The 21,149-nt window shown below is 63.9% G+C and carries 26 protein-coding genes; 10 read left to right on the top strand and 16 right to left on the bottom strand.

The annotated features are described in order from the left end of the window. Window positions 1-104 precede the first annotated feature (104 nt). Window positions 105-881: a DUF1013 domain-containing protein gene (locus AXZ77_RS16830; RefSeq protein WP_098412029.1), complete on the top strand. Its 777-nt coding sequence runs from the start codon at window positions 105-107 to the stop codon at window positions 879-881. Window positions 882-1,058: 177 nt separating this feature from the next. Here the strand turns inward: AXZ77_RS16830 and AXZ77_RS16825 are convergent, their stop codons facing one another. Continuing rightward, window positions 1,059-2,120: a hypothetical protein gene (locus tag AXZ77_RS16825; RefSeq protein WP_176536063.1), complete on the bottom strand. Its 1,062-nt coding sequence runs from the start codon at window positions 2,118-2,120 to the stop codon at window positions 1,059-1,061. 217 nt (window positions 2,121-2,337) lie between these two features. Between AXZ77_RS16825 and AXZ77_RS16820 the strand changes: the two genes are divergently transcribed. Next, window positions 2,338-3,087 carry an SDR family NAD(P)-dependent oxidoreductase gene (locus tag AXZ77_RS16820; RefSeq protein WP_098412028.1) on the top strand — a complete coding sequence of 250 codons (750 nt, stop codon included), beginning with the start codon at window positions 2,338-2,340 and terminating at the stop codon, window positions 3,085-3,087. On the opposite strand, the gene AXZ77_RS16815 is transcribed toward AXZ77_RS16820, so the two are convergent. Beyond that, a complete protein-coding gene (locus tag AXZ77_RS16815; RefSeq protein ID WP_098412027.1) occupies window positions 3,084-3,515 on the bottom strand; it encodes a helix-turn-helix transcriptional regulator in 432 nt (143 codons plus the stop codon). The two genes, AXZ77_RS16820 and AXZ77_RS16815, sit on opposite strands and share 4 nt — an antisense overlap. 215 nt (window positions 3,516-3,730) lie before the next feature. Here AXZ77_RS16815 and AXZ77_RS16810 point away from each other — a divergent pair, with 215 nt between their 5' ends. From AXZ77_RS16810 to AXZ77_RS16790, 5 genes are all read left to right on the top strand, one after another. Continuing rightward, window positions 3,731-4,087, top strand: a complete 357-nt coding sequence (locus AXZ77_RS16810; RefSeq protein WP_078522460.1) for an AtpZ/AtpI family protein — start codon at window positions 3,731-3,733, stop codon at window positions 4,085-4,087. Window positions 4,088-4,094: 7 nt separating this feature from the next. Continuing rightward, window positions 4,095-4,850, top strand: a complete 756-nt coding sequence (locus AXZ77_RS16805) for a F0F1 ATP synthase subunit A (RefSeq protein WP_093476999.1) — start codon at window positions 4,095-4,097, stop codon at window positions 4,848-4,850. Between the two features lie 64 nt (window positions 4,851-4,914). After that, window positions 4,915-5,151, top strand: coding sequence for a F0F1 ATP synthase subunit C (locus AXZ77_RS16800; RefSeq protein ID WP_038144344.1), 237 nt, complete (start codon window positions 4,915-4,917; stop codon window positions 5,149-5,151). Between the two features lie 91 nt (window positions 5,152-5,242). Continuing rightward, window positions 5,243-5,806: a F0F1 ATP synthase subunit B' gene (locus tag AXZ77_RS16795; RefSeq protein WP_098412026.1), complete on the top strand. Its 564-nt coding sequence runs from the start codon at window positions 5,243-5,245 to the stop codon at window positions 5,804-5,806. A 4-nt stretch (window positions 5,807-5,810) separates the two neighbouring features. Continuing rightward, complete coding sequence (locus tag AXZ77_RS16790; RefSeq protein WP_078522463.1) at window positions 5,811-6,368, top strand: F0F1 ATP synthase subunit B; 558 nt, start codon at window positions 5,811-5,813, stop codon at window positions 6,366-6,368. An 82-nt stretch (window positions 6,369-6,450) separates the two neighbouring features. Here the strand turns inward: AXZ77_RS16790 and AXZ77_RS16785 are convergent, their stop codons facing one another. The 3 genes from AXZ77_RS16785 to AXZ77_RS16775 all read right to left on the bottom strand — a co-directional run bounded on the left by AXZ77_RS16785 (window position 6,451) and on the right by AXZ77_RS16775 (window position 8,988). After that, window positions 6,451-7,212, bottom strand: a complete 762-nt coding sequence (locus AXZ77_RS16785; RefSeq protein ID WP_078522464.1) for a FadR/GntR family transcriptional regulator — start codon at window positions 7,210-7,212, stop codon at window positions 6,451-6,453. 98 nt (window positions 7,213-7,310) lie between these two features. Then, window positions 7,311-7,991 carry an OmpA family protein gene (locus tag AXZ77_RS16780; RefSeq protein ID WP_098412025.1) on the bottom strand — a complete coding sequence of 227 codons (681 nt, stop codon included), beginning with the start codon at window positions 7,989-7,991 and terminating at the stop codon, window positions 7,311-7,313. 142 nt (window positions 7,992-8,133) lie between these two features. Next, window positions 8,134-8,988: a methylated-DNA--[protein]-cysteine S-methyltransferase gene (locus tag AXZ77_RS16775; RefSeq protein WP_098412024.1), complete on the bottom strand. Its 855-nt coding sequence runs from the start codon at window positions 8,986-8,988 to the stop codon at window positions 8,134-8,136. A gap of 114 nt (window positions 8,989-9,102) precedes the next feature. On the opposite strand from AXZ77_RS16775, the gene nth reads away from it, so the two are divergent. Continuing rightward, the gene (nth, locus tag AXZ77_RS16770; protein ID WP_078542261.1) at window positions 9,103-9,747 is read left to right on the top strand and encodes an endonuclease III; all 645 of its coding nucleotides are present in this window, start codon (window positions 9,103-9,105) and stop codon (window positions 9,745-9,747) included. Further along, window positions 9,744-10,730 carry an adenosine kinase gene (locus AXZ77_RS16765; protein ID WP_098412023.1) on the top strand — a complete coding sequence of 329 codons (987 nt, stop codon included), beginning with the start codon at window positions 9,744-9,746 and terminating at the stop codon, window positions 10,728-10,730. The genes nth and AXZ77_RS16765 overlap by 4 nt, the downstream gene beginning before the upstream one ends. A gap of 40 nt (window positions 10,731-10,770) precedes the next feature. On the opposite strand, the gene AXZ77_RS16760 is transcribed toward AXZ77_RS16765, so the two are convergent. Next, window positions 10,771-11,151, bottom strand: coding sequence for an HIT domain-containing protein (locus tag AXZ77_RS16760; RefSeq protein ID WP_078604859.1), 381 nt, complete (start codon window positions 11,149-11,151; stop codon window positions 10,771-10,773). 11 nt (window positions 11,152-11,162) lie between these two features. Continuing rightward, window positions 11,163-12,737, bottom strand: coding sequence for a DUF5928 domain-containing protein (locus AXZ77_RS16755; protein ID WP_098412022.1), 1,575 nt, complete (start codon window positions 12,735-12,737; stop codon window positions 11,163-11,165). Between the two features lie 150 nt (window positions 12,738-12,887). Between AXZ77_RS16755 and AXZ77_RS16750 the strand changes: the two genes are divergently transcribed. Beyond that, window positions 12,888-13,706: a sulfotransferase family protein gene (locus tag AXZ77_RS16750; protein ID WP_098412021.1), complete on the top strand. Its 819-nt coding sequence runs from the start codon at window positions 12,888-12,890 to the stop codon at window positions 13,704-13,706. On the opposite strand, the gene AXZ77_RS16745 is transcribed toward AXZ77_RS16750, so the two are convergent. The 9 genes from AXZ77_RS16745 to AXZ77_RS16705 all read right to left on the bottom strand — a co-directional run bounded on the left by AXZ77_RS16745 (window position 13,707) and on the right by AXZ77_RS16705 (window position 21,134). Then, the gene (locus AXZ77_RS16745) at window positions 13,707-14,147 is read right to left on the bottom strand and encodes a molybdenum cofactor biosynthesis protein MoaE (protein WP_078522470.1); all 441 of its coding nucleotides are present in this window, start codon (window positions 14,145-14,147) and stop codon (window positions 13,707-13,709) included. A 1-nt stretch (window position 14,148) separates the two neighbouring features. Continuing rightward, window positions 14,149-14,397, bottom strand: coding sequence for a molybdopterin converting factor subunit 1 (gene moaD / locus AXZ77_RS16740; protein ID WP_098412020.1), 249 nt, complete (start codon window positions 14,395-14,397; stop codon window positions 14,149-14,151). Further along, window positions 14,390-15,019: a CDP-diacylglycerol--glycerol-3-phosphate 3-phosphatidyltransferase gene (gene pgsA / locus AXZ77_RS16735; protein WP_078549075.1), complete on the bottom strand. Its 630-nt coding sequence runs from the start codon at window positions 15,017-15,019 to the stop codon at window positions 14,390-14,392. Before pgsA ends, moaD begins: the two co-directional genes overlap by 8 nt. A gap of 45 nt (window positions 15,020-15,064) precedes the next feature. After that, entirely contained in the window at window positions 15,065-16,123 is a 1,059-nt protein-coding gene (locus AXZ77_RS16730; protein ID WP_098412019.1) for a lysine-2,3-aminomutase-like protein, read from the bottom strand. Between the two features lies 1 nt (window position 16,124). Further along, window positions 16,125-18,032: an excinuclease ABC subunit UvrC gene (gene uvrC, locus AXZ77_RS16725; protein ID WP_098412018.1), complete on the bottom strand. Its 1,908-nt coding sequence runs from the start codon at window positions 18,030-18,032 to the stop codon at window positions 16,125-16,127. Window positions 18,033-18,330: 298 nt separating this feature from the next. Beyond that, the gene (locus tag AXZ77_RS16720) at window positions 18,331-19,107 is read right to left on the bottom strand and encodes an SDR family oxidoreductase (RefSeq protein ID WP_098412017.1); all 777 of its coding nucleotides are present in this window, start codon (window positions 19,105-19,107) and stop codon (window positions 18,331-18,333) included. Continuing rightward, window positions 19,104-20,084: a calcium/sodium antiporter gene (locus AXZ77_RS16715; protein WP_098412016.1), complete on the bottom strand. Its 981-nt coding sequence runs from the start codon at window positions 20,082-20,084 to the stop codon at window positions 19,104-19,106. The genes AXZ77_RS16720 and AXZ77_RS16715 overlap by 4 nt, the downstream gene beginning before the upstream one ends. After that, complete coding sequence (locus tag AXZ77_RS16710) at window positions 20,081-20,296, bottom strand: hypothetical protein (RefSeq protein WP_098412015.1); 216 nt, start codon at window positions 20,294-20,296, stop codon at window positions 20,081-20,083. The genes AXZ77_RS16715 and AXZ77_RS16710 overlap by 4 nt, the downstream gene beginning before the upstream one ends. A 4-nt stretch (window positions 20,297-20,300) precedes the next feature. Continuing rightward, entirely contained in the window at window positions 20,301-21,134 is an 834-nt protein-coding gene (locus AXZ77_RS16705) for a S49 family peptidase (RefSeq protein WP_369679788.1), read from the bottom strand. Window positions 21,135-21,149 lie beyond the last annotated feature (15 nt).

Here is a 21,149-nt window from a genome sequence, read left to right as displayed (position 1 = left end):
CTATATGAGGCGGCAATTCCCCTTCCAGAAATGGACCGCGGCAGGGAATTCCCGCGCCGCAGCCGATTTCTCGGCCCGGGAGAGATATGTAAAGGATGGCTGCAATGACGAACAAGCCCCTGATGGCAAAGGCCACCGCCGTGTGGCTGGTGGACAATACGACGCTCAGCTTCAAGCAGATCGCGGATTTCTGTGGCCTGCACGAACTGGAAGTGCAGGGCATCGCCGATGGTGACGTCGCAACCGGCGTGAAGGGCTTCGATCCGGTCGCCTCGAGCCAGCTCGATCAGGAAGAGATCGACAAGGCCGAGAAAGACCCGCTGCACAAGCTCAAGCTGAAGTTCAACAAAGCTGCCGTCGGCGAGGATAAGCGTCGCGGGCCGCGCTACACGCCGCTGTCGAAGCGTCAGGACCGTCCGAACGCGATCCTGTGGCTGGTGAAATTCCACCCGGAGCTGGCCGATGCGCAGATCGCGCGTCTCGTCGGCACCACCAAGCCCACGATCCAGTCGATCCGCGAGCGCACGCACTGGAACATCCAGAACATGACCCCGATCGATCCGGTCGCGCTGGGTCTGTGCCGCCAGTCGGAGCTGGATATCGAAGTGCAGAAGGCCGCGAAGAAAGCCGCCGCCGAAGGCGTGATGAGCGATGACGAGCGTCGCAAGCTGGTCTCGACCGAGCAGTCGCTGGGCATGCCCGATGAGCCGCGCCTGCCCTCCGGCATCGCCGGTCTGGAGAACTTCTCCTCCTCCGATCTCAAGCAGGAGAACGAGGAAGAGGACGACGCGGCGGACAATGCCGATTACTCGGACGCGGACAGCTTCTTCAACCTGCCCGAGGACGATGACGACGAGGATGAGGACGACAACCGCAAGTAAGCTGTCGTCGTCGCGAATGATCAGGGCCGCTCCATCGGGGGCGGCCTTTTTCGTTGCGGTGCGACGCTTCGCGTCGTTGAGGCTGAAAAAGGAACACGGGCGACGAATGAACCGCCGCCCGTCTCTAAGGTTGGAGTGAGCTGCCGGAGAACCGGCAAGTCCCGCGACAGGCGCAGCTTACTGCTTCAGCACCACGGGTTGGAACGAGAAGACGCCATCGGATTTCGGATCGACCGTCATCTCGACCCAGCTGTTGTCGCTGCTGCCGAACACCTCGACGCGGGTGAAGTTCGCGGTGCTGCGGCCATCGGGCTGGAGCATGGGCTTGTCGACCTTGAAGTAATGCGAGTCGCCGTGAACCAGCAGGACCTGACCGTCGAAGTTATGCGTCTCCTCGACGAGGGTCTTGTAGAAGTCGGTGAAGCCGTTCTTGTCGTCGAGGGTCGGCAGGAAATCGTCTTTGTAGCCGCCGCCGCTCAGTTCGAAGGGGAAGAAGATGTCGGCCTGAATGTCGATCAGGATGCCCGCGTCGTTATTCTCGCGTGCCTTTGCGAAGGACTCCTTGAGCCATTCCACATTCTTCGGGTTGCGCGCCTCGTACTCCGCGGTTGCGGCATCGCAATCGGCCTGCGTGCGGTCGGACTTCTTGGTGCACTGCTTGTCGGTCACCACAAGGTTGTTGTTGCTGCCGGGCACGTTGAGGGCCACGAACATCACGTCGTTGCGCTCGAAGCGGCTGTTCTCGCTATAGGCTTCGCCCGGGGCACCCTGACGTTCGACGTCGATCGGGTTCGAGCCCTGTGACTTTGCGGCATCGAAGAAGGTCTTGCGCAGGTAAGAAAGCCGCTCGACCGGGTCGTAGCTGCCATTGTTGGTCCGGTGGCAGTCGACCCATTCATTGTCGCCGAGGGCGTAGAGCGTCGGCATGTCGAGGCGGTTGAAGATCGCCTGCACGTCCGCCCCGATCGCCTGATCGGTGCATTCGCTGCTGCCGCTCTTGGTGTCGCCGGCGAAGATCGTGAAATCGAGATCGTGATCGTTCATCGAGGCAACGGTCTGGTCGATCCAGTTTGCCTTCTCCTCGGGATCCTTGCTGTAGAACTCGTCGCCCCAGAGCGCGACCTTCAGGACGCCCGCGTCGGAGGCGGATTGTGCATGGGCCGGAGCCACCAGCGCGGTGGAGAGAAGGGCGGCGGTGAGCGCTGCGGAAAGCGTGAGCGAACGGGAAAGGCGTGGCATGTATACCCCCAAGATGACTTGATATGACGAAGGCCCTGAGGGCGAGGTGTCGCGTCGGGCGGCAGGCCGTCGGCTCGGGGCTTCGGGCGTCATATTACCCCGGGCTGTGACAGCCCGCTGACGCCGGGGCGAAGGATTTGTGACGTAGGCCCTGTCGCCGCCGTCTGGACAGTCGTGACGTCGGGCGCGATGCTCGCCGCGAAAAGAGGAGGAGCAGATGCCGGACTTCGCGACTTATCCGAGCCTGAAGGGCAAATCCGTAATCGTGACCGGGGGCGCCTCGGGGATCGGGGCGTTGATCGTCGAAGGCTTCGCCGCGCAAGGGGCGAAGGTCGGGTTTCTCGACCGCGATGCGGAGGGGAGCGCGGCGATCGCGAAACGGTTGGGCGTCGAGTACGAGCTGTGCGACCTGCGCGACATCGCCGCGATGAAAGAGGCGCTGGGGCGGCTGCGCGAGAAGATCGGCCCGGCGGATGTGCTGGTGAACAATGCCGCGCGCGACGACCGCCACGACTGGCGCGAGATCGACGCGGAATATTGGGACGAGCGCCAGCACACCAACCTGCGCCACATGTTCTTCGCGATCCAGACGGTTGCGCCGGACATGATCTCAAAAGGGGCGGGGTCGATCATCAATATGGGATCGAATTCGTGGTGGGAGGCCGGCAGCGGCTTTCCGGCCTATGCGACGGCGAAAGCGGCGGTGCACGGGCTGACCCGCACGATGGCACGCGAGTTGGGCGGGCATCGCATCCGGGTCAACACGGTCGTGCCGGGCTGGATCATGACGGACCGCCAGAAAACGCTCTGGGCCACGCCCGAGGCGCTGGAGGAGCATCGTCGCAACCAATGCCTGCCGGATCTGATCCAGCCGGAATATGTCGCGCGGATGGTGCTGTTCCTCGCCTCGGACGATGCGGCGATGTGCACGGCGAACAACTACATGGTCGAGGCGGGCTCGATCTAATCGTGTTGCGGCGCGCTGCCGGGCGGCGCGTCGCTTTGCCCGTTTTCCACCGGCCTGGTTTCTTCGGGCTCGATCTCCTCCGGCTCGATCTCGAGCTGCGCCAGTTCGGTTTCGAGGAATTTCTCGAACGCGTCGAAATCCAGCGGTTCGAACTGGCCGAATCCCTGAATCCATGTCGTGGCCGCGGACATCGCGAGCGGCTCCAGCTTGCACCACTTCACCCGGCCGCGTTTCTCCTGAGAGATCAGCCCGGCATTGGTCAGGATCGCGAGGTGCTTGGAAACGGCCGCCAGCGACATCTCGAAAGGCTCGGCCACGTCGGTCACCGCCATGTCGTCTTCGAGCAGCATCGTCAGGATCGTCCGCCGGGTCGGATCGGCGAGCGCGGCGAAGATCGCATCGAGAGACGGGGTGGGCGGCGGTAGCATCGCTCCTTGATGGGGCGGCGCGCGATAAACGTCAACCGATCGGTTGAATATGCGATTGCTCGCATTCGCGTGAGCTTGGCGCGGCGCGAATTTGAGGCCTATTTTCAAAATCGTTACGGATCAATGGGTTGCGAGGTGCTTTCCGAGGCCTATCCGGAATTGACTCAGGCGGGGGGCACGGCTATCACGGCTGAGACCTGAGTGGGGGCCGAACCATGCCTGATCACCGCTCCGACGAGCCCGATCCCGAGCGCCTCGCAGCGCTTGAGAAGAAGCTTGCGGCAGTGAGAAAGACGCAAGAACCGCCTCCGCAACGTGCCGATCATCATCTGTCCCAGGCGAATATGGCCTGGCGTATGGTGATCGAAATGGTTTCGGGGCTGGGGATCGGCTTCGGCATCGGATACGGGCTGGATGTGCTTATGGGCACGATGCCTTGGATGATGGTGCTGTTCACGCTTCTCGGGCTCGCGGCCGGGGTGAAGGTAATGCTTCGCTCGGCCAAGGAAATGAACGAAGAGCGTGCGGCCGACATGGCCGATGAAGAGGAAGACGACCGTGGCAACTCTTGAACAGGAAATGCGCAGTGAACTGACCTTCCACCCGATGGATCAGTTTATCGTTAAGCCCCTCTTCGGCGATGGCCCGGTGCACTGGTACACGCCGACCAATGCGACGCTGTGGATGGCGATCGCCGTTCTGGCGATCTTCTTCATGCTCGTCATCGGCACCCGCGGCCGCGCCGTGGTGCCCTCGCGCGCCCAGTCCATCGCGGAGCTGTCCTACGGCTTCATTCACAAGATGGTCGAGGACGTGGCGGGCAAGGACGCGCTGAAGTTCTTCCCCTATATCTTCACGGTCTTCCTGTTCATCGTCTTCTCGAACTTCCTCGGCCTGCTGCCGCGCGGCTTCACCACGACCTCGCATATCGCTGTGACCGGTCTGCTGGCGATCGCCGTGTTCGTTGCGGTGACCGTGATCGGTTTCGTCAAGAACGGCGCGGGCTTCCTGAGCCTGTTCTGGGTGGCCTCGGCGCCGCTGGCGCTGCGCCCGATCCTCGCGATCATCGAGATCATCTCCTACTTCGTGCGCCCCGTCAGCCACTCCATTCGTCTTGCGGGCAACATGATGGCTGGCCACGCGGTTATGAAAGTGTTCGCCGCCTTCGCGCCGCTGATCCTGTTCTCGGGCGTCGGCATCGCCGTCACCCCGCTGTCGATCCTCGCGATCACCGCGATGTACGGGCTCGAAGTTCTCGTGGCCTTCATCCAGGCCTATGTCTTCACGATCCTGACCTGCGTCTATCTGCGCGACGCGCTTCACCCGGCACACTGACCGGATAACGGATCGAACCAGTTCACCAAATTTCTGCCACTTCCAACCTCAAGGAGTTACGACAATGGAAGGCAATATCGTTCAAATGGGTGCTTACATCGGCGCTGGTCTGGCCTGCATGGGCATGGGCGGCTCGGCTATCGGTGTGGGCAACGTTGCCGGCAACTTCCTGTCGGGCGCACTGCGCAACCCCTCGGCGGCCGCTGGCCAGACCGCGACCCTCTTCATCGGCATCGCCTTCGCAGAAGCGCTCGGGATCTTCTCGTTCCTCGTCGCGCTGCTGCTGATGTTCGCCGTCTGATCCAGCACGCTTTTCCTTGAGGGCGGGTGGGCTCATTCGGAGCCCATCCCGTGACCCGCAAGGGGATTTGTGATCAGGGTCGAGGGACGACATGGCAAGCGAAACGCAAAATACAGCGCACGCAGCCGCTGATGCGGCCCAAGGCGCGGCACATACCGCGCAAAAGGCCGGTATGCCGCAGCTCGACTTCTCGAGCTACCCGAACCAGATCTTCTGGCTCGTGGTCGCTCTGGTCGCGATCTACTGGCTGCTGACGCGCATCGCACTGCCCCGGATCGAGGCAGTTCTCGCCGATCGTCAGGGCACGATCGCGGGTGACATCGCCGCGGCCGAAGACTTCAAGCGCAAGGCCGAAGAGGCCGAAGCCGCTTACGAGAAGGCTCTGGCCGAAGCACGCGCTCAGGCGCAGAAGATCGCAGGCGAAACCAAGGCCGAGATCCAAAAGGACCTCGACGCGGCTATCGCCAAGGCAGATGCCGAGATCGCCGCACGCTCCGCGGAATCGGAAGCCCGCATCGCGGAAATCCGCGACGGCGCGCTTGCAGCGGTCGATCAGGTCGCCAAGGACACCGCCGGCGAGATCGTCGCGGCTCTGGGTGGCAAGGCTGACGCCAAGGCCGTGACCGCGGCTGTTGAAACGCGGCTGAAAGGGTAAGACGATGAAGAAACTCTCGCTTCTCCTTCCGTTCGTGGCGGCACAGCCCGCCTTCGCAGCGACGGGTCCGTTCTTCTCGCTTTGGAACACGAACTTCATCGTGACCATCGCCTTCATCATCTTCGTGGGCATCGTGCTCTACGCGAAGGTGCCGGGCATGCTGGGCAAGATGCTCGACAAGCGCGCGACGAACATCCGCTCGGATCTCGACGAAGCGCGCAAGCTGCGTGACGAGGCGCAAGCGGTTCTCGCCAGCTACGAGCGTAAATCGCGCGAAGTGCAGGGGCAGGCTGACCAGATCGTCGCCGCAGCCAAGCGCGACGCCGAAGCCGCTGCCGAGAAGGCCAAGGAAGACCTGAAGGTCTCGATCGAGCGCCGCCTGAAGGCCGCTGACGAGCAGATCGCCTCGGCCGAGGCGCAGGCTCTGAAAGAGGTCAAGGACCGTGCCGTGTCGGTCGCCGTGGCCGCCGCTGGTGATGTGCTCGCCAAGCAGCTGAGCGCGTCGGACCGTGCCGCGATGATCGACAGCTCGCTTTCGGAAGTCGAACAGCGCCTGAACTGATCTCCCCTAACGGGTGACATTGAAAACCCCGGTCCGATGGGCCGGGGTTTTTCTTTGTCTTGGGCTCAGAGGTGATGTGGGCTCAGCGATTATGTTCGAGACGTAAGCGCGCGGTGGCCTCGTTGCGCTCGGCCCGGCGCATCGCCGCCATCTCGACCTCGACGAATTCCATATGGGCTGCGATGGCCTTGCGCGCGGCAGAGGCGTCGCGACGCTGGATCGCCTCGTTGATCGCCCGGTGCTGATCGAGCAGCTTGCTGCGCGTGCCGCGGTTCCGGAACATCATCGAGCGGTTGTAGAACACGCCCTCGGCGAGCAGGTCGAACATCGCGCGCATCATGTGGATCATGATGACGTTATGGCTCGCCTCGATGATCGCCATGTGGAACTGCGCATCGAGCTGCGCCTCCTGCGTGGGATTGCGCTTGGAATGGGCCGCTTCCATCTGCGAGAACAGCGTCTGGATCACCGCGAGATCGGTGTCCGAGCCACATTGCGCCGCGCGCTCGGCGGCGAGCCCCTCCATGTCGCGGCGGAACGAGATGTAATCGAACAGCGCCTGATCGTTTCGCGCAAACAGGCGGATCAGGGCGGGCGAGAAGGCGGAATCTAGCACTTCGGCGACATAGATCCCGGCCCCGGCGCGGGTGGTCAGGAGACCCGACTCCTGTAGTTCCGCGACCGCTTCGCGCAGGCTCGGACGCGAGACGCCAAGGCGTTCGGACAGCTCTCGCTCGGAGGGGAGGCGCTCACCGGGGCGCAGAATGCCCTGCAGGATGAGCTGCTCGATCTGGCGCACGACAGCATTCGCGAGCTTCTCGGATTCGATCTTCTGAAATGGCATGCACCCCTCCATGTGGTAAAGATGTATGACCAGATCGGGTCGTCGGCAATGAAAAAAGGCCGGGTTTCCCCGGCCCTTTTCCCACTCTGACGAGCGGTTTAGTTGTTCGGACGAATGATGAATTCGACCCGGCGGTTCGCCTGACGCCCCTCGGCGGTCAGGTTGCTCGCGATAGGTTGATCCTCGCCGCGGCCGGTCGGGATCACGCGGTAGCTCGGGACGCCGCCATTGATCAGGACATTGGCCACCGACTGCGCGCGCTGACGCGACAGGCGCATGTTGTAGGCCGCATCGCCGGTGTTGTCGGTATGGCCGACGACTTCGACGGTGGTGTCCGGATAGCGGTTGAGGCTGCCTGCGAGCGTGTACAGGTCGCGCTGCAGATCGGGGCGTACGGCCGCGCTGTCGGTCGCGAAGAGCACGTCTTGCGGCATCGTCACGATCAGCTGGTTGCCCTGACGCACGACGCTGACGCCGTTGGTGGTCAGGTCGCGCCGCAGTTCCTGCGCCTGACGGTCGAGCTGCGACCCGATCGCGCCGCCGAGCACGCCGCCGACGATGGCGCCCGCTGCGGCTTTGGTCAGCTTCTCGTCGCCTTTGCTCGTCGCGCCGATCGCGCCGCCGATCAGCGCGCCGGTGATCGCGCCGGCATTGCGGTTTGCGTTCGGGCTTTGGTCGGGGTTGTCCGCCCCGGTGTAGCCGCCCGGCACACAAGCGGTGAGCGCCATTGCAGCGGCGGCGCTCAGAAGAATGGTTTTGGTCTTGAGAACGGTGGTCATGTTCTGTCTCTGCCTTCTCTGGTCGCCTCATGTTTCGAGGCTTGACGAGAAGATACGCGTAAAAATCGCGCAGGTTCCATGCCCTTTTCGTGAAGCGCGGAATTCCGCGCATCATTTCTCGGCAGAACCGGCGGAGGGGCGCTCAATCGGCCTCGGCGCGGGCCCCTTCCCAGCCCAGAATCGCGCGTTTGACACCCAGACCCCAGTGATAGCCGCCCAGACCGCCGGATTTGCGCAGGGCGCGATGGCACGGAATCAGGAAGGAGATCGGGTTGCGGCCCACGGCGGTGCCCACGGCGCGCACCGCTTTCGGATTGCCGATCGCCTCGGCGATGTCGGAATAGGTGGTGACCTGCCCAGACGGGATCGAGAGCAGCGCCTCCCAGACCTTGATCTGGAAAGGCGCGCCGATCAGCGTCAGCTTCGCCTCGCCGTGTCGGCTGAACGCGGCCTCGACCCAGGCGCGCAGCGGCTCGGGGTCTTCGATGAAGCGGGCGTCCGGCCAGCGGCGGGCGAGGTCGTCAAAGGTCTCGCGTTCGCCCATCTCGGCGGTGAAGCCCATGCCGCAGAGCCCCTGATCGGTGCCCATCGCGATCACCGGGCCGAAGGGGCTGTCGAACCGCCCCCAGCGGATCGTGACGCCGTCGCCGCCGCGGGCAAACGCGCCGGGCGTCATCGCCTCCCAGCGCAGCACCAGATCGTGCAACCGGCCCGTGCCGGAGAGCCCTGCGCGGTCGGCCACCTCGTCGAGCGGCAGGCGCTGGCTCAGCAATTCGCGTACGAAGTCGAGCGTCAGATATTGCTGGTAGCGTTTCGGAGAGACCCCGACCCAGGCCGAGAACAGCCGCTGGAAATGCGCGGGGCTCATCGAGAGGCGCGCCGAGATCGCCTCGAGCGTCAGCAACTCACCCGCCGCCTGCGCCGCGTCGATCTCGGCCAGCGCGCGGGCGATGACCTGATAGTGGTAGCTCTCGGCAATGTCGCTGTGGTCGTTCATCACGCACCTCTTGGTTCTCGTCGATCCTAGGGCGCGGGTGGCAGCCGCGCGACCCGAAAGCTGCGGTTTGCGCGCGGCCTTGCCCTTCGCGCGTGTGGCGGGCATTAGGAAAGCATGGCCAAGCAATTCGATTATGCCACGATGAAAGAGGTCTTCGCGCGGTTCGAAGCCTCAGAACCCCATCCCAAGGGGGAGCTCGAGCACGTCAACGCCTATACGCTGGTGGTGGCCGTGGCGCTTTCCGCGCAGGCGACCGATGCGGGGGTGAACAAGGCGACGCGGAAGCTTTTCGCCGTGGCCGACACGCCCGAGAAGATGCTGGAGTTGGGTCTGGAAGGCGTGACCGAGCATATCAAGACGATCGGGCTGTTCCGGCAGAAGGCGAAGAACGTCATCAAGCTGAGCCAGATCCTCGTCGATCAGTATGACGGCGAGGTGCCGTCCTCCCGCGCGGCACTGCAATCGCTGCCGGGGGTCGGGCGCAAGACCGCGAATGTGGTGCTGAACATGTGGTTCGGCCATCCCGCGCAGGCGGTCGACACGCATATCTTCCGGGTCGGCAATCGCAGCGGCATCTGTCCGGGCAAGGATGTCGACGCGGTCGAGCGTGCCATCGAAGACAACGTGCCCGTCGAATACCAGCGCCACGCCCATCACTGGCTGATCCTGCACGGTCGCTATATCTGCGTGGCGCGCAAACCCAAATGTCAGGCCTGTCCGATCAAGGATCTGTGCCAGTTTGAGGAGAAAAACCTTTGAAACAGTATCAGGTCGTCGGCATCGGCAATGCCGTCGTGGACGTGATCGCGCAATGCGACGACAGCTTTCTCGAGCATATGGGCATCGAGAAAGGCATCATGCAGCTGATCGAGCGCGAGCGCGGCGAGACGCTTTACGGCGCCATGAAAGAGCGCACGCAGGCACCGGGCGGCTCGGTGGGCAACACGATCGCGGGGCTGGGCAATCTCGGGCTCACGACCGCCTTTATCGGCCGGGTGCGCGACGACACGCTGGGGCGCTTCTACGAGGCGGCCCTGCATGGCGAGGGCACGGATTTCCCGAACCCGCCGGTGACGGATGGGGAGCTGCCGACCTCGCGCTCGATGATCTTCGTGACGCCCGACGGTGAGCGCTCGATGAACACCTATCTGGGGATTTCTGCGGAGGTCTCGACCGAGGATGTGAGCCTCGAAGTGGTGGAGAACACGCAGATCCTGTTCCTCGAAGGCTATCTCTTCGACAAGGATCACGGGAAGGCCGCGTTCCTGAAGGCGGCGCAGGGCTGTCACCGGGGCGGTGGCAAGGCGGGGATCGCGCTGTCGGACCCGTTCTGCGTCGACCGTCACCGCGCCGATTTCCGGCGTCTGGTGCGCGACCAGATGGATTACGTGATCGGCAACCAGCACGAATGGGAATCGCTCTATCAGACCGATCTGGATGCGGCGCTGAAACAGGCGGCCGAGGAATGCGAGCTGGTGGTCTGCACCCGCTCGGGCGACGACGTGATCCTGATCCGTGGCGAGGAACGCGCGACGGTTCCGGTCAAGCGCGTCGTGCCGGTCGATGCGACGGGCGCCGGCGATCAGTTCGCCGCCGGCTTCCTTTACGGCTATGCGACGGGGCAGGGCCTCGAGACCGCGGGCAAGATGGGCTGCGCTGCGGCGGCCGAAGTGATCGGCCATTACGGCGCGCGGCCCGAGATCGATGTGAAGGCGCTGTTTGCAGAGCGCGGGCTCATCTGAGCCTGTCTGGCGCGCCCGAGATCAGGGCGCGCCGCAAGACTTAACGCATCAGCAGCATCGGCCCGAGCGGGCGACCCGCGAGAATGTGCAGGTGGTAATGCGGCACTTCCTGCACGCCGTTCTCGCCCGCATTGGTGATGCCGCGATAGCCTTCGCCGCCTTCGCCCGGGCTCGCCCCGGTCATCTTGCAGATCTCGGCCACCGTGCGGTGGAAATCGACGATCTCGGCATCGCTCGCTTCGGCGCAGAAATGATCAAGCGCGACATAGGCGCCTTTCGGGATCACCAGCACATGCTCGGGCGCTTTCGGGGCGATGTCGCGGAAGGCCAGCGTATGCTCGGTCTCCAGAACGGTGTCGTTCGGAATCTCGCCGCGCAGGATCTTGGCGAAGATGTTCTGATCGTCATAGGTATAGGCCATAGCCTCTCTCCTCAGTCGCGGAAGATGTAGTCGAGTTCGGCCAATTCCTGCGCCATATCGGAGGGGATGTCGAGCGCATGGGCCAGCGCGCGGGCGTTGTCTTCGATCTCGCCGCCCTCGCGCATGAGGGCGTAATTCTCGAACTCGGCATCGCGGAGCCGCTCGGATTCGTGGTGCAGATCGGCGCGGATTGTCGGCAGCATCTGATCGACCACCTGCGGCGGCGTATGCTGCCCCGCGAGGCCGACGCGCTGTGCGTGCCCCTTGAGATAGTCGTCGGAGAACTGGCACTCGATCTCGAGGATGCGGGTCTGGCATTTGTCGCGGGTGAAATCCTCGATCACGTCGAGCTCGGCGGGGTCGACGCAGATCACCATGCGGTCGGCGTTCTCGTGGTCGAAGACCATCCGCATCAGCGCGCGGCGGTGACGGTTTCGCTTTTCCGGGCTGGTTTCGATGCCGCCGAGATCGGGCAGGGGGCCCATCTCGTTGAAGACGTAATCGAGCGCGGGGATCGAGGAGCGTTTGCGGAACTCGGCCACCAGCCGTTTCGCGACATGCCATTTCTTGCACAGGATCAGGGTCAGCGTGCGCTCGCGGCCCAAGGTCGCCTCCGCCTCCCAGAAGCGCGGTGCGAAGCGACGGCCAATGCGCCCCCGCCCGGTCAGGAAGCGATGCAGCGCGCGGCCCTCGTTCGAAACGGCGAAGTCCACGCCCTCGCGCGTCCACAACTCGCCCAGACGCTGCTTCAGGTCGCGCGCCTCGGGGCTGATCTTGCGCGCGAAGAGGTAATCCTGTGCCAGCAGCAGATCGTAATGGTCGTTGTAGAAATTCGCGGGCATCCCGTAATCGGTGAACATCAGGAAAGTCAGCGTCCGGGTGCGGATCTCGGTCTCGGGGATCAGGTGATGGACGATGGTCTGAAAGAAGGTCTCGTCCGGGATCCAGGTCGTGCGGAAGAACCGCATCACATCGGGCCGCGCCTTGATGAAATCGAGCACCTGCTCCATCGTCCGGCGGCGCAGGCACCACCATTGCGAGCCGATCATCATCTGCAGATCGCTCGGCACCTCGCGCGACAGCTTCAGCTGCTTTTGCAGGTTATAGGCGAGGTAGAACCGCTTGGGCTGATTGCGCTCGTTGAACCAGTGGCGATAGACCAGCCGGTCTTCCTTCATCCCCGTCTTGATCCAGCCCGACGAGAAGAAGTCGAAGCTTTCGATGTAGTCGACCTCTTCCGCATCGAGGAAGTTATGCGCGTATTCGGCCGATTTGATCTGCATGCAATCGCCCGAGAGCATGTAGAAATGCGTGGCGCGCGGGAAATCGGCGACCGCGGCTTTTACCGCCTCCAAAGTCGCGGCGACGAGGCTCCATTCGCCCCAGCCGCATTTGACGCGCTTTTTCGCGAAGGTGACATTGGGGTTGGCATCGAGCGCGCTGCGTAGCTTGCGGTAATGTTCGGGCTTGGCGCGCGCGTCGAAATGGATCGCCACATAATCGCCCGTCTGCGTCAGCCGTTCCGCCTGCGCGATGATCCCGTCAGGATCCTTATGGGTCAGAAGAATAAAGGCGATTCGGGCCATACGGGAAACGATGCGATGTCACTTGCTGGTATTATCCGACTTGTTAGCCGGAATGAGCGTTGAAAAGACAGGACTTCTTTGCTCTTTACTCGATATTTATTATGTCTGCGTTACCCGGTCACGGGTATGCGACCTTCTGGAGGGCTTTGAATGGGATTTCCCGGAACCTGGATGACCGAGAGCGAAAGCATGGTGTACCGCGTCGTGCCGAAATGCGCCTGCTCCTCCATCGGGCAAATCATGTTCTATTCCGATCACGGGAAATTCTTCGACGGCGACATCCACGACTCCAAGGCCGGGCTGCATAAGTGGTCGCAGGACGAAAGCCAGACGCCGATCACCGAAAACGTGCTGGCGCATAAAAGCTACGCCTTCACCTGCGTGCGCAATCCCTATCAGCGCATCCTGTCGTCCTTCTTCGACAAGATCGCGGGCATCCAGCGCAACGGCAAACGCTATCGCGGCAAGCTGGTGCCGCAGCTGATCCAGAAATACGGGATCGAGGTCGGCTCTCCGGAGGACAATTTCGATTTCGACCAGATCGCCTCGTTCCGCCGCTTCCTGCTGTTTGCGCGCGACACGATCCGCTGGCGCCGCCCGATGGAGCCGGACATTCACTGGTCGGCGATGTCGGGACATATCTCGACCTTCATCGTCAATGGCGGGCGCTACGACAACATCTTCTTCACCGAGAAATTCAACGAAGGCATGCAGTCGGTGCTCGACGCGGTCGAGACGCCGGTGAAGGTCGATCTGGCCAAGGTGCCGCGGTTCAACGAGTCCGAAGGGCACGGGCCGAAGCGCGCGCATAAGGTGAGCGATTACTTCGACGACCTGTCGCGCCACCTGATCTGGGAAATCTACAAGAAGGATTTCCAGCTGTTCCAATACGATTTCGACGATCCGGACAACAAGATGCCGGTGGGCGAGGTCGATCTGGACGAGGTGCACGCCAAGCTGGGCGACTGATCACCAGCGTTTCAGCGCGTCCTCGTCTTCATCCTTCGCAGCGACCCAGGAGGTGCCCTCGGGACCGTGTTCCTTCTTCCAGAAGGGAGCGCGGGATTTCAGGTAATCCATCAGAAACTCGGCGGCTTCAAACGCCGCGACGCGGTGGCGCGCGGCGGTGGCGACCATCATGATCTGCTCGCCCACGCCCAGCCGTCCGTGGCGGTGGATCACGGTCACGTCCGACAGGGACCAACGTTCGACCGCCTGATCGACGATGCCAGCGATCGCGCGTTCGGTCATGCCGGGGTAATGCTCCAGCTCCAGCGCCTCCATCGCGCCGGTGTCGTCGCGCACGATGCCGGTGAAGCTGACGACGGCGCCGACATCCGCGCGGCCCGTGCCGAAATCGGCAAGCTCTGCGCCCAGATCGAAGGGCTCGGCCTGAACGGAGACTTTCATCTCACCCCCCCGTCATCGGCGGGAAGAAGGCCACCTCGCGCACGCCTTCGAGCGGCGCATCGAACTCCGCCAGATCCTGATCGAGCGCCACGCGCAGCGCCGAAATGTCGGCAAAGGCCGCCTCGTAGCGCGGCTCGCGGGCCTTCAGCTCCTCGACCAGATCGGCCACGGTCTTGGCCTGCGTCTCGACCTTCTCGCGCGGCAGGCCGATCCGTTCGCGGACCCAAGCGAAATAGAGCACGTCAATCATGGCTCGGCTCCTTCAGATAGGGCAGGGCCTTGCGGAAATAGTCCCAGCCGGTGATCGCGGTCAGAACGGCTGCGATCCAGATCAGCGCAAGGCCCATATGGGTCGCGATATCGGCAAGGCTCGCGCCCATCCGGATGTCGCCTTCACCGGCGCGCGGGGCCTGACCCTGTTCGAGATAGGCGAGCCCGGTGCCGAGGAACAGCACGGCAATCGCCACCATCTGCGCGGTCGTCTTCCACTTGGCGAGCTTCGTGACCCGCAGTCGCCCGGCATCTGCGCCGAGGAATTCGCGCAGCCCCGAGACGAAGACTTCGCGGAACAGGATCACGGTGGCGGGCAGGATCAGCCACGGGTTCATGCCCGAATAACCGGTCAGTACCACCAGCGCGATCACCACCATCGCCTTGTCGGCGATCGGGTCGAGCATCGCGCCGAAGCGGCTCTCCTGTTTCCACGCCCGGGCGAGGTAGCCATCGAACCAGTCGGTGATCGCCGCGCTGATGAACAGCGCAAGCGCCAGCCAGTCGGCCCAGGGGCGAGAAAAATAAAGGAACAAGACCGCCACACCGGGGGCAGCCAAGAGCCTGAGCACAGTCAGGATATTGGGAAGGGTCCATTTCATGGGAGGCAACCTAGCTGCGTGGTTCGCAAAGCGGAAGAGGGCGCGTTAACAGGTCGCGGGATCGCGATACGCGTGCACCGTCCCATTGCGGTCGGTAACGCACCAGTCTCCGGGGCTGTCGCCCGGTGTGAAGTGGTCCGAGGTGATCGGCACCTTGCCGTGCCCGCCGGGGATATCGAGCACGTAGGTCGGCAGCATCGTCCCCGAGCAGCGGCGGCGCAGCTCGGCCATCAGCGCGCGGCCTTCCGCGATGGTGGTGCGGAAATGCGAGGTGCCGCGGGCGAGGTCGCAATGGTGCAGGTAATAGGGTTTGACCCGCAGCTTGGTGAGGGCGCGGAACAGCGCCTCCAGCGCGTCGGCACTCGCGTTGATGCCCCGCAGCAGCACGGTTTGCGACAGCATCGGGATGCCGCGATCCACCAGCCGCGCGATGGCGGCGCGGGCGGCGGGCGTCAGTTCCTGCGCGTGATTGGTGTGCAGCACGATCCACGCGGTCGGCGCGGCGCGCAGGATCGTGCAAAGCTGTTCGGTGATCCGCTCGGGGGCGACGACCGGCACGCGGGTATGCAGCCGGATCTGGTCGAGATGCGCGATTGCGGAGAGGCGGTCGAGCACCGTGCCGAGCCTGCGTGTCGAGAGCGTCAGCGGGTCGCCCCCGGTCAGGATCACCTCGCGAATGGCCGGGGTCGCCGCGATATAATCGAGCGCCTGTGTCAATTGGTCTTCCGGCAGCGGCCCGGTTTCGCCCACCGTCTCGCGGCGGAAACAGAAGCGGCAATAGACGTCGCAGGTCTTGGTGATGTGGAGGATCACCCGGTCGGGATAGCGATGCGTCAGCCCGGGTGCGGGGGAATGGGCGTCGTCGCCGATGGGATCTTCGAGCTCTTCGGGGCGGGTGACCAGCTCGGCCGCCGAGGGCACGAATTGCGCGGCCACCGGATCGCTCGGATCGGCAATCGCCCCGCGCATCTCGGGTGTCACGCGGATGCGGAACTCTTTGGCCACGCGCTCCAGATCGGCGCGGGTGTCCGAGGCGGTCAGCCCGTCGCGTTCGAGATCGGCCACGCGGGTCAGCGCGCGGGGGTGGCGGGCTTGATCGGTCATCTCAGCCCTTCTCGTTGAAGAAATTGTGGATCGTCTCGGCCATCGCCTCGGAGATGCCATCGACCTCCATCAGGTCGATGGGGGCGGCGCGGCTGACCGCCTTGGCGGAGCCGAAATGCGCGAGCAGCGCGCGCTTGCGGGCCGCCCCGATGCCCGGAACCTCGTCCAGCGGGTTCGCCATCTGCGCCTTTGCGCGTTTCGCGCGGTGGGTGCCGATGGCCCAGCGGTGCGCCTCGTCGCGCAGGCGCTGGATGTAATAGAGGACCGGCGATTGCCGGGGCAGGGCGATGGGCCGCTGGCCGGTGCGGTGGAATTCTTCCTTGCCGTGGTCGCGGTCCACACCTTTCGCGACGCCGACCATCGCGACGTCGCTCACGCCCATCTCGTCCATGATCTCGCGCACCGCCGAGACCTGCCCGGCGCCGCCGTCGATCAGCAGCAGATCGGGCCAGGCCTCGGATTTGCGCTCCGGGTCTTCCTTCAGCAACCGGGTGAAGCGGCGGGTCAGCACCTCTTTCATCATCCCGAAATCGTCGCCCGGCGTCAGGTCGGCGTTCTTGATGTTGAACTTGCGATACTGGCTTTTGATGAAGCCCTCGGGCCCCGCGACGATCATGCCCCCCACGGCATGCGCGCCCTGAATATGCGAGTTGTCGTAGACCTCAATGCGCTGGGGCGGCTTCTCCAGCCCGAAGGCCTCGGCGACGCCGGCCAGCAGTTTCGCCTGCGCAGCAGATTCCGACATCTTCCGACCGAGGCTCTCGCGGGCATTGCGCGCGGCATTCTCGACCAGCTCGGCCTTTTCGCCGCGCTGCGGGACGGTGATCTCGACCTTGCGCTCGGCGCGTTCCGAGAGGAATTCGCTCACCAGTTCCTCATCCTCGACCGGATGCGACAGCAGGATCAGCTTCGGCGGCGGGCGGTTGGTGTAGAACTGCGCGATGAAAGCCTGCAGGATCTCGGGCGCTTCGGCCCCTGAGCCGGTCTTGGGGTAGAAGTCGTGATTGCCCCAGCTCTGGTTTGCGCGGATGAAGAAGACCTGCACACAGGCCTGCCCGCCCTCCTGATGGAGCGCGATCACATCGGCCTCGGCGGTGGTGCGCGGGTTGATCCCCTGACTTTGCTGCACATTGGTCAGCGCCTTGATCCGGTCGCGCAGGGCGGCGGCGCGTTCGAACTCCATCTCGTCCGAGGCCTTTTGCATCTCCTCGGCCAGCTCGCGCTGGATCGTGGTGGACTTGCCTTGCAGGAAGCGCTTCGCGTCGTCGACCAGCGCTGCGTAATCCTCCTCGGAGATTTTGCCCACGCAGGGCCCCGAGCAGCGCTTGATCTGATATTGCAGGCAGGGGCGCGTGCGGGTCTCGAACATCGAATCCGAGCAGTTGCGCAGCAGGAAGACCCGCTCCAGCTGGTTCAGCGTGCGGTTCACCGCGCTCGCGCTTGCGAAGGGGCCGAAGTAATGGCCCTTCTCTTTGCGCGCGCCGCGATGCTTCTTGATCATCGGATAGGGGTGGTCCGTCGCGATCAGGATATTGGGGAAGCTTTTGTCGTCCCGCGCGAGCACGTTGTAGCGCGGCTTGAGCTGCTTGATCAGGTTCTGCTCGAGCAGCAGCGCCTCGGTCTCGGTCCGCGTCGTGAGAAACATCATCGAGGCGGTCTCATGGATCATCCGGGCGATCCGCGCCGAGTGTCCCGAGGGGCGTGCATAGTTCGAGACGCGCGCCTTCAGGTTGCGCGCCTTGCCGACATAGAGAACCTCGCCCTTCGCGTTCAGCATCCGATAGACGCCCGGCGAGCCGTCGAGACGCTTGAGATAATCCGCGATCAGCGCATGGCCCGTCAGCCCGTGTTGCGGGCGGGTGGCCGCCGGGGGATCGAGGGCGTCGTTGCTGTCTACGTCGTCATTCATGGGCAGGTTTCGATTCTCCCCTGTGGCTGCAACCTCGCGAAGACGTTTTCAAGGAAAAACATGTCCACGAAATTTGGGGATAACTCTGTTGGCAAACATGTGGGACCGTGGGTTCCGACCTTAATATAAGGGTTGATAGAGTGTTTGCCCATTTTTTGAGCAATTCATGAGTGCTTTGATTTCATTGAGAAATTTTCTGCACATTTGCCAAGCTATTGAAAGGATTAATACTTTTGTGACGGTCCTGTTACAAAGCGCCGCGCAGTGCACAACTTTGGCCTTCGATTCGGTTTTAGGCTCATTCCGGACCTAATACATCGGGCGTCCGCCAGCCCAAATGTTGGCCCCCATCGACGCAGAGCAACTGCCCTGTGACGGCGGGTGCGTCCATGAAATACCCCAGCGCCGCGACGATATCGGCGGGGTCCGCGCCGCGTTCGAGGATGGTCGCCGCGCGCTGCCGGTTGAAGTGATCTTCCGACTGGCGGGCGCCTTGCAGGGTCGGGCCGGGGCCGATCGCGTTCACCCGTATAGCGGGAGCCAGCGCCTGCGCACTGGTCTGCGTGAGAGTCCACAGTCCCATCTTCGCGAGCGTGTAGGTCATGAACTCCGGCGTCAGCTTGCGCATCCGCTGGTCGACCATGTTGATCACCAGCGCGCGGGCCTTGGGCTCGGTGCCCGAGCGGTCGGCTTGCGGGGCCTGTGCCGCGAAGTGCTGGATCAGCACGAAGGGCGCGCGCAGGTTCGACCCGATATGCCGGTCCCAGCTTTCGCGCGTGGCCGAGCGGATCGTGTCGTATTCGAAAATCGAGGCGTTGTTGATCAGCAGATCGAGCGGCCCGTCGAGCGCCTGCGCCGCGCGCGGCACCAGCTCCGCCGTCGCGGCCTCGTCCAGCAGATCGGCCTGCACGATCTCCGCGCGCACGCCTTTCGCGCGGGCTTCTGCCGCCGTGGCCTCCGCCTCCTCCGCGGAGCCGTGATAATGGATTGCGACGTCCACGCCGCGCTCGGCCAGATAAAGCGCCATCGCGCGCCCCAGCCGTTTCGCGCCGCCTGTCACCAATGCTCGTTTCATGCGCTGCCTCCAATGAAGAGGGCCACCATATAGGCCAGATACGCGGCGGTGAAAGCGATGCCGATGCCACGGGTGATCACGCGGTTGCCGAAGATGAACGGGGCCAGCGCGATCGAGGCCGCCGCCATCACCCAAAGGTCGACATGCAGCATCTGGCTCGGCACCGGAATGTCGCCGAACAGGCCCGCGACGCCGATGATGCAGAGCAGGTTGAAGATGTTCGAGCCCACGACATTGCCGAGCGCGAGGTCCGACCGGCCCTTCAGTGCCGCGGTGATGGACGTGGCCAGCTCCGGGAGCGAGGTGCCGAGCGCGACCAGCGTCAGGCCGATCACCGCATCCGAGACACCCATCGCGCTTGCGATCTCGGAAGCGCCGCTGACCAGCCAGCTCGCCCCCAGAGGCAGCCCGATGAGCCCCGCGAGAACATAGAGCCCGATGCGCCAGAGCGGCATATTCGGATCGACGCTTTCGACCTCTTCATCGGCTTCGGTCTCGGGGTCGGAGCCCGCGCCGCGATTGGCGCGATGGGCGCGCGCCTCGCGGATCTGCCGGAACAGGATGATGCCAAGCGCGAAGAGCAGAAGCAGCGCCTGCGCCCAGCCGATCGGCCCCATGAAACAGACGAGGATGAAGAGGACCGTCGCCCCCATCATCAGCACGAAGCTCTCGCGCGTGTCGTGCAGATCGGTGCGGATCGCGGAGATGATCGCGGGCAGGCCAAGCACCAGAAGGATATTGGCGATATTCGAGCCCACGACATTGCCGAGCGCCATGCTGGGCGCCTTGTCGAGGACGGCTGCGACCGAGACCATCAGCTCGGGCGCGGAGGTGCCGAACGCCACCACGGTCAGGCCGACGATCAGCGCAGGAATGCCAAGGCGCAGCGACATCGCCACTGCGCCTTTCACTAGCAGGTCACCCGCCACGACCAGCAGCACCAGCCCGGCGATGATCTCGCCGAAATCCCAGATCATTTTCGGCGCTCCGTCTTCTTGGCACTCTTGCTGTTGGAGGTCGTCTTGCAGGGGCAGGGGCCCCGGCCGATTTTCGGACGACCGCAGTCGGGACAACGCGCCGACAGCCTGCCGGGTCCGCGCGGGCCCTTGATCTTCGGCATCCGCAGCTTGCCGAACATGGCGAGCACCGCCATGACGACGAGGAAGAGTGTCATGCCCTTGATGAGCATCCGGTTACAGCCCGTAGCGCGCCCAGAGCGCGCGCTCCTCGGTCGTGTCGATCAAAGCGCCTGCCGTGGCAGCGGCCATCTCGCCCCCGATCTGCGCGCCGAAGCGCCGGAAGATCGAGCGTTTGGGCGCGTAAGGCACGATGCGGGTCTTCTCGCCGTAGATCTCTTTCAGCTTCGGCACCGCATGGCCGAGCCCATCGATCAGGCCGGTGTTCTCGGCCAGCGCCTGCCGCCCGGTCCAGATGTCGCCGGTGAAGAGGTCGCGATCCTCGGGCAGTTTCGCGCCGCGCCGCGACTGCACGTGCTCCTTGAAGCTGACATGCATGTCGTCGAGCAGCTTGTTGAGCCGCGCGACGTCTTCGTCCTTCTCGGGGCGGAACGGGTCCATGAAACTTTTCGAGCCGCCTGCGGTATGAACGCGGCGCTGGATGCCGTGGCGGTTGATGAACTCGTCGAGGCCGAAGCCTGCCGAGATCACCCCGATCGAGCCCACGACCGAGGTCGGATCGGCCCAGATCTGGTCGGCGGCGCAGGCGAGCCAATAGCCGCCCGAGGCCGCGACGTCTTCGACGAAGGCATGGACGGGAATGTCTTTTTCATCCGCAAGCCTGCGGATGCGTCCCGCGATCAGCGCCGATTGCACGGGCGATCCGCCGGGCGAATTGATCAGCAGCGCGACCGCGGCCGGTTTGCCGCGGGAGAAGGCACGCTCGATGATCGGGGCCATGGCGGCATCCGACAGGCCGGGTGCACCGGGGCGTGAGACGCCGATGGCGCCGTGCAGACGGATAACCGCGACGAAGGGCGATTTCTTGACGAAAGGGAGGCGTTGGATCAGGCTCATGTGAGGGAT

The organism is Thioclava sp. ES.031, assembly GCF_002563775.1.
Classification (GTDB): domain Bacteria; phylum Pseudomonadota; class Alphaproteobacteria; order Rhodobacterales; family Rhodobacteraceae; genus Thioclava.
This window is presented reverse-complemented; position numbering and strand designations above follow the sequence as displayed.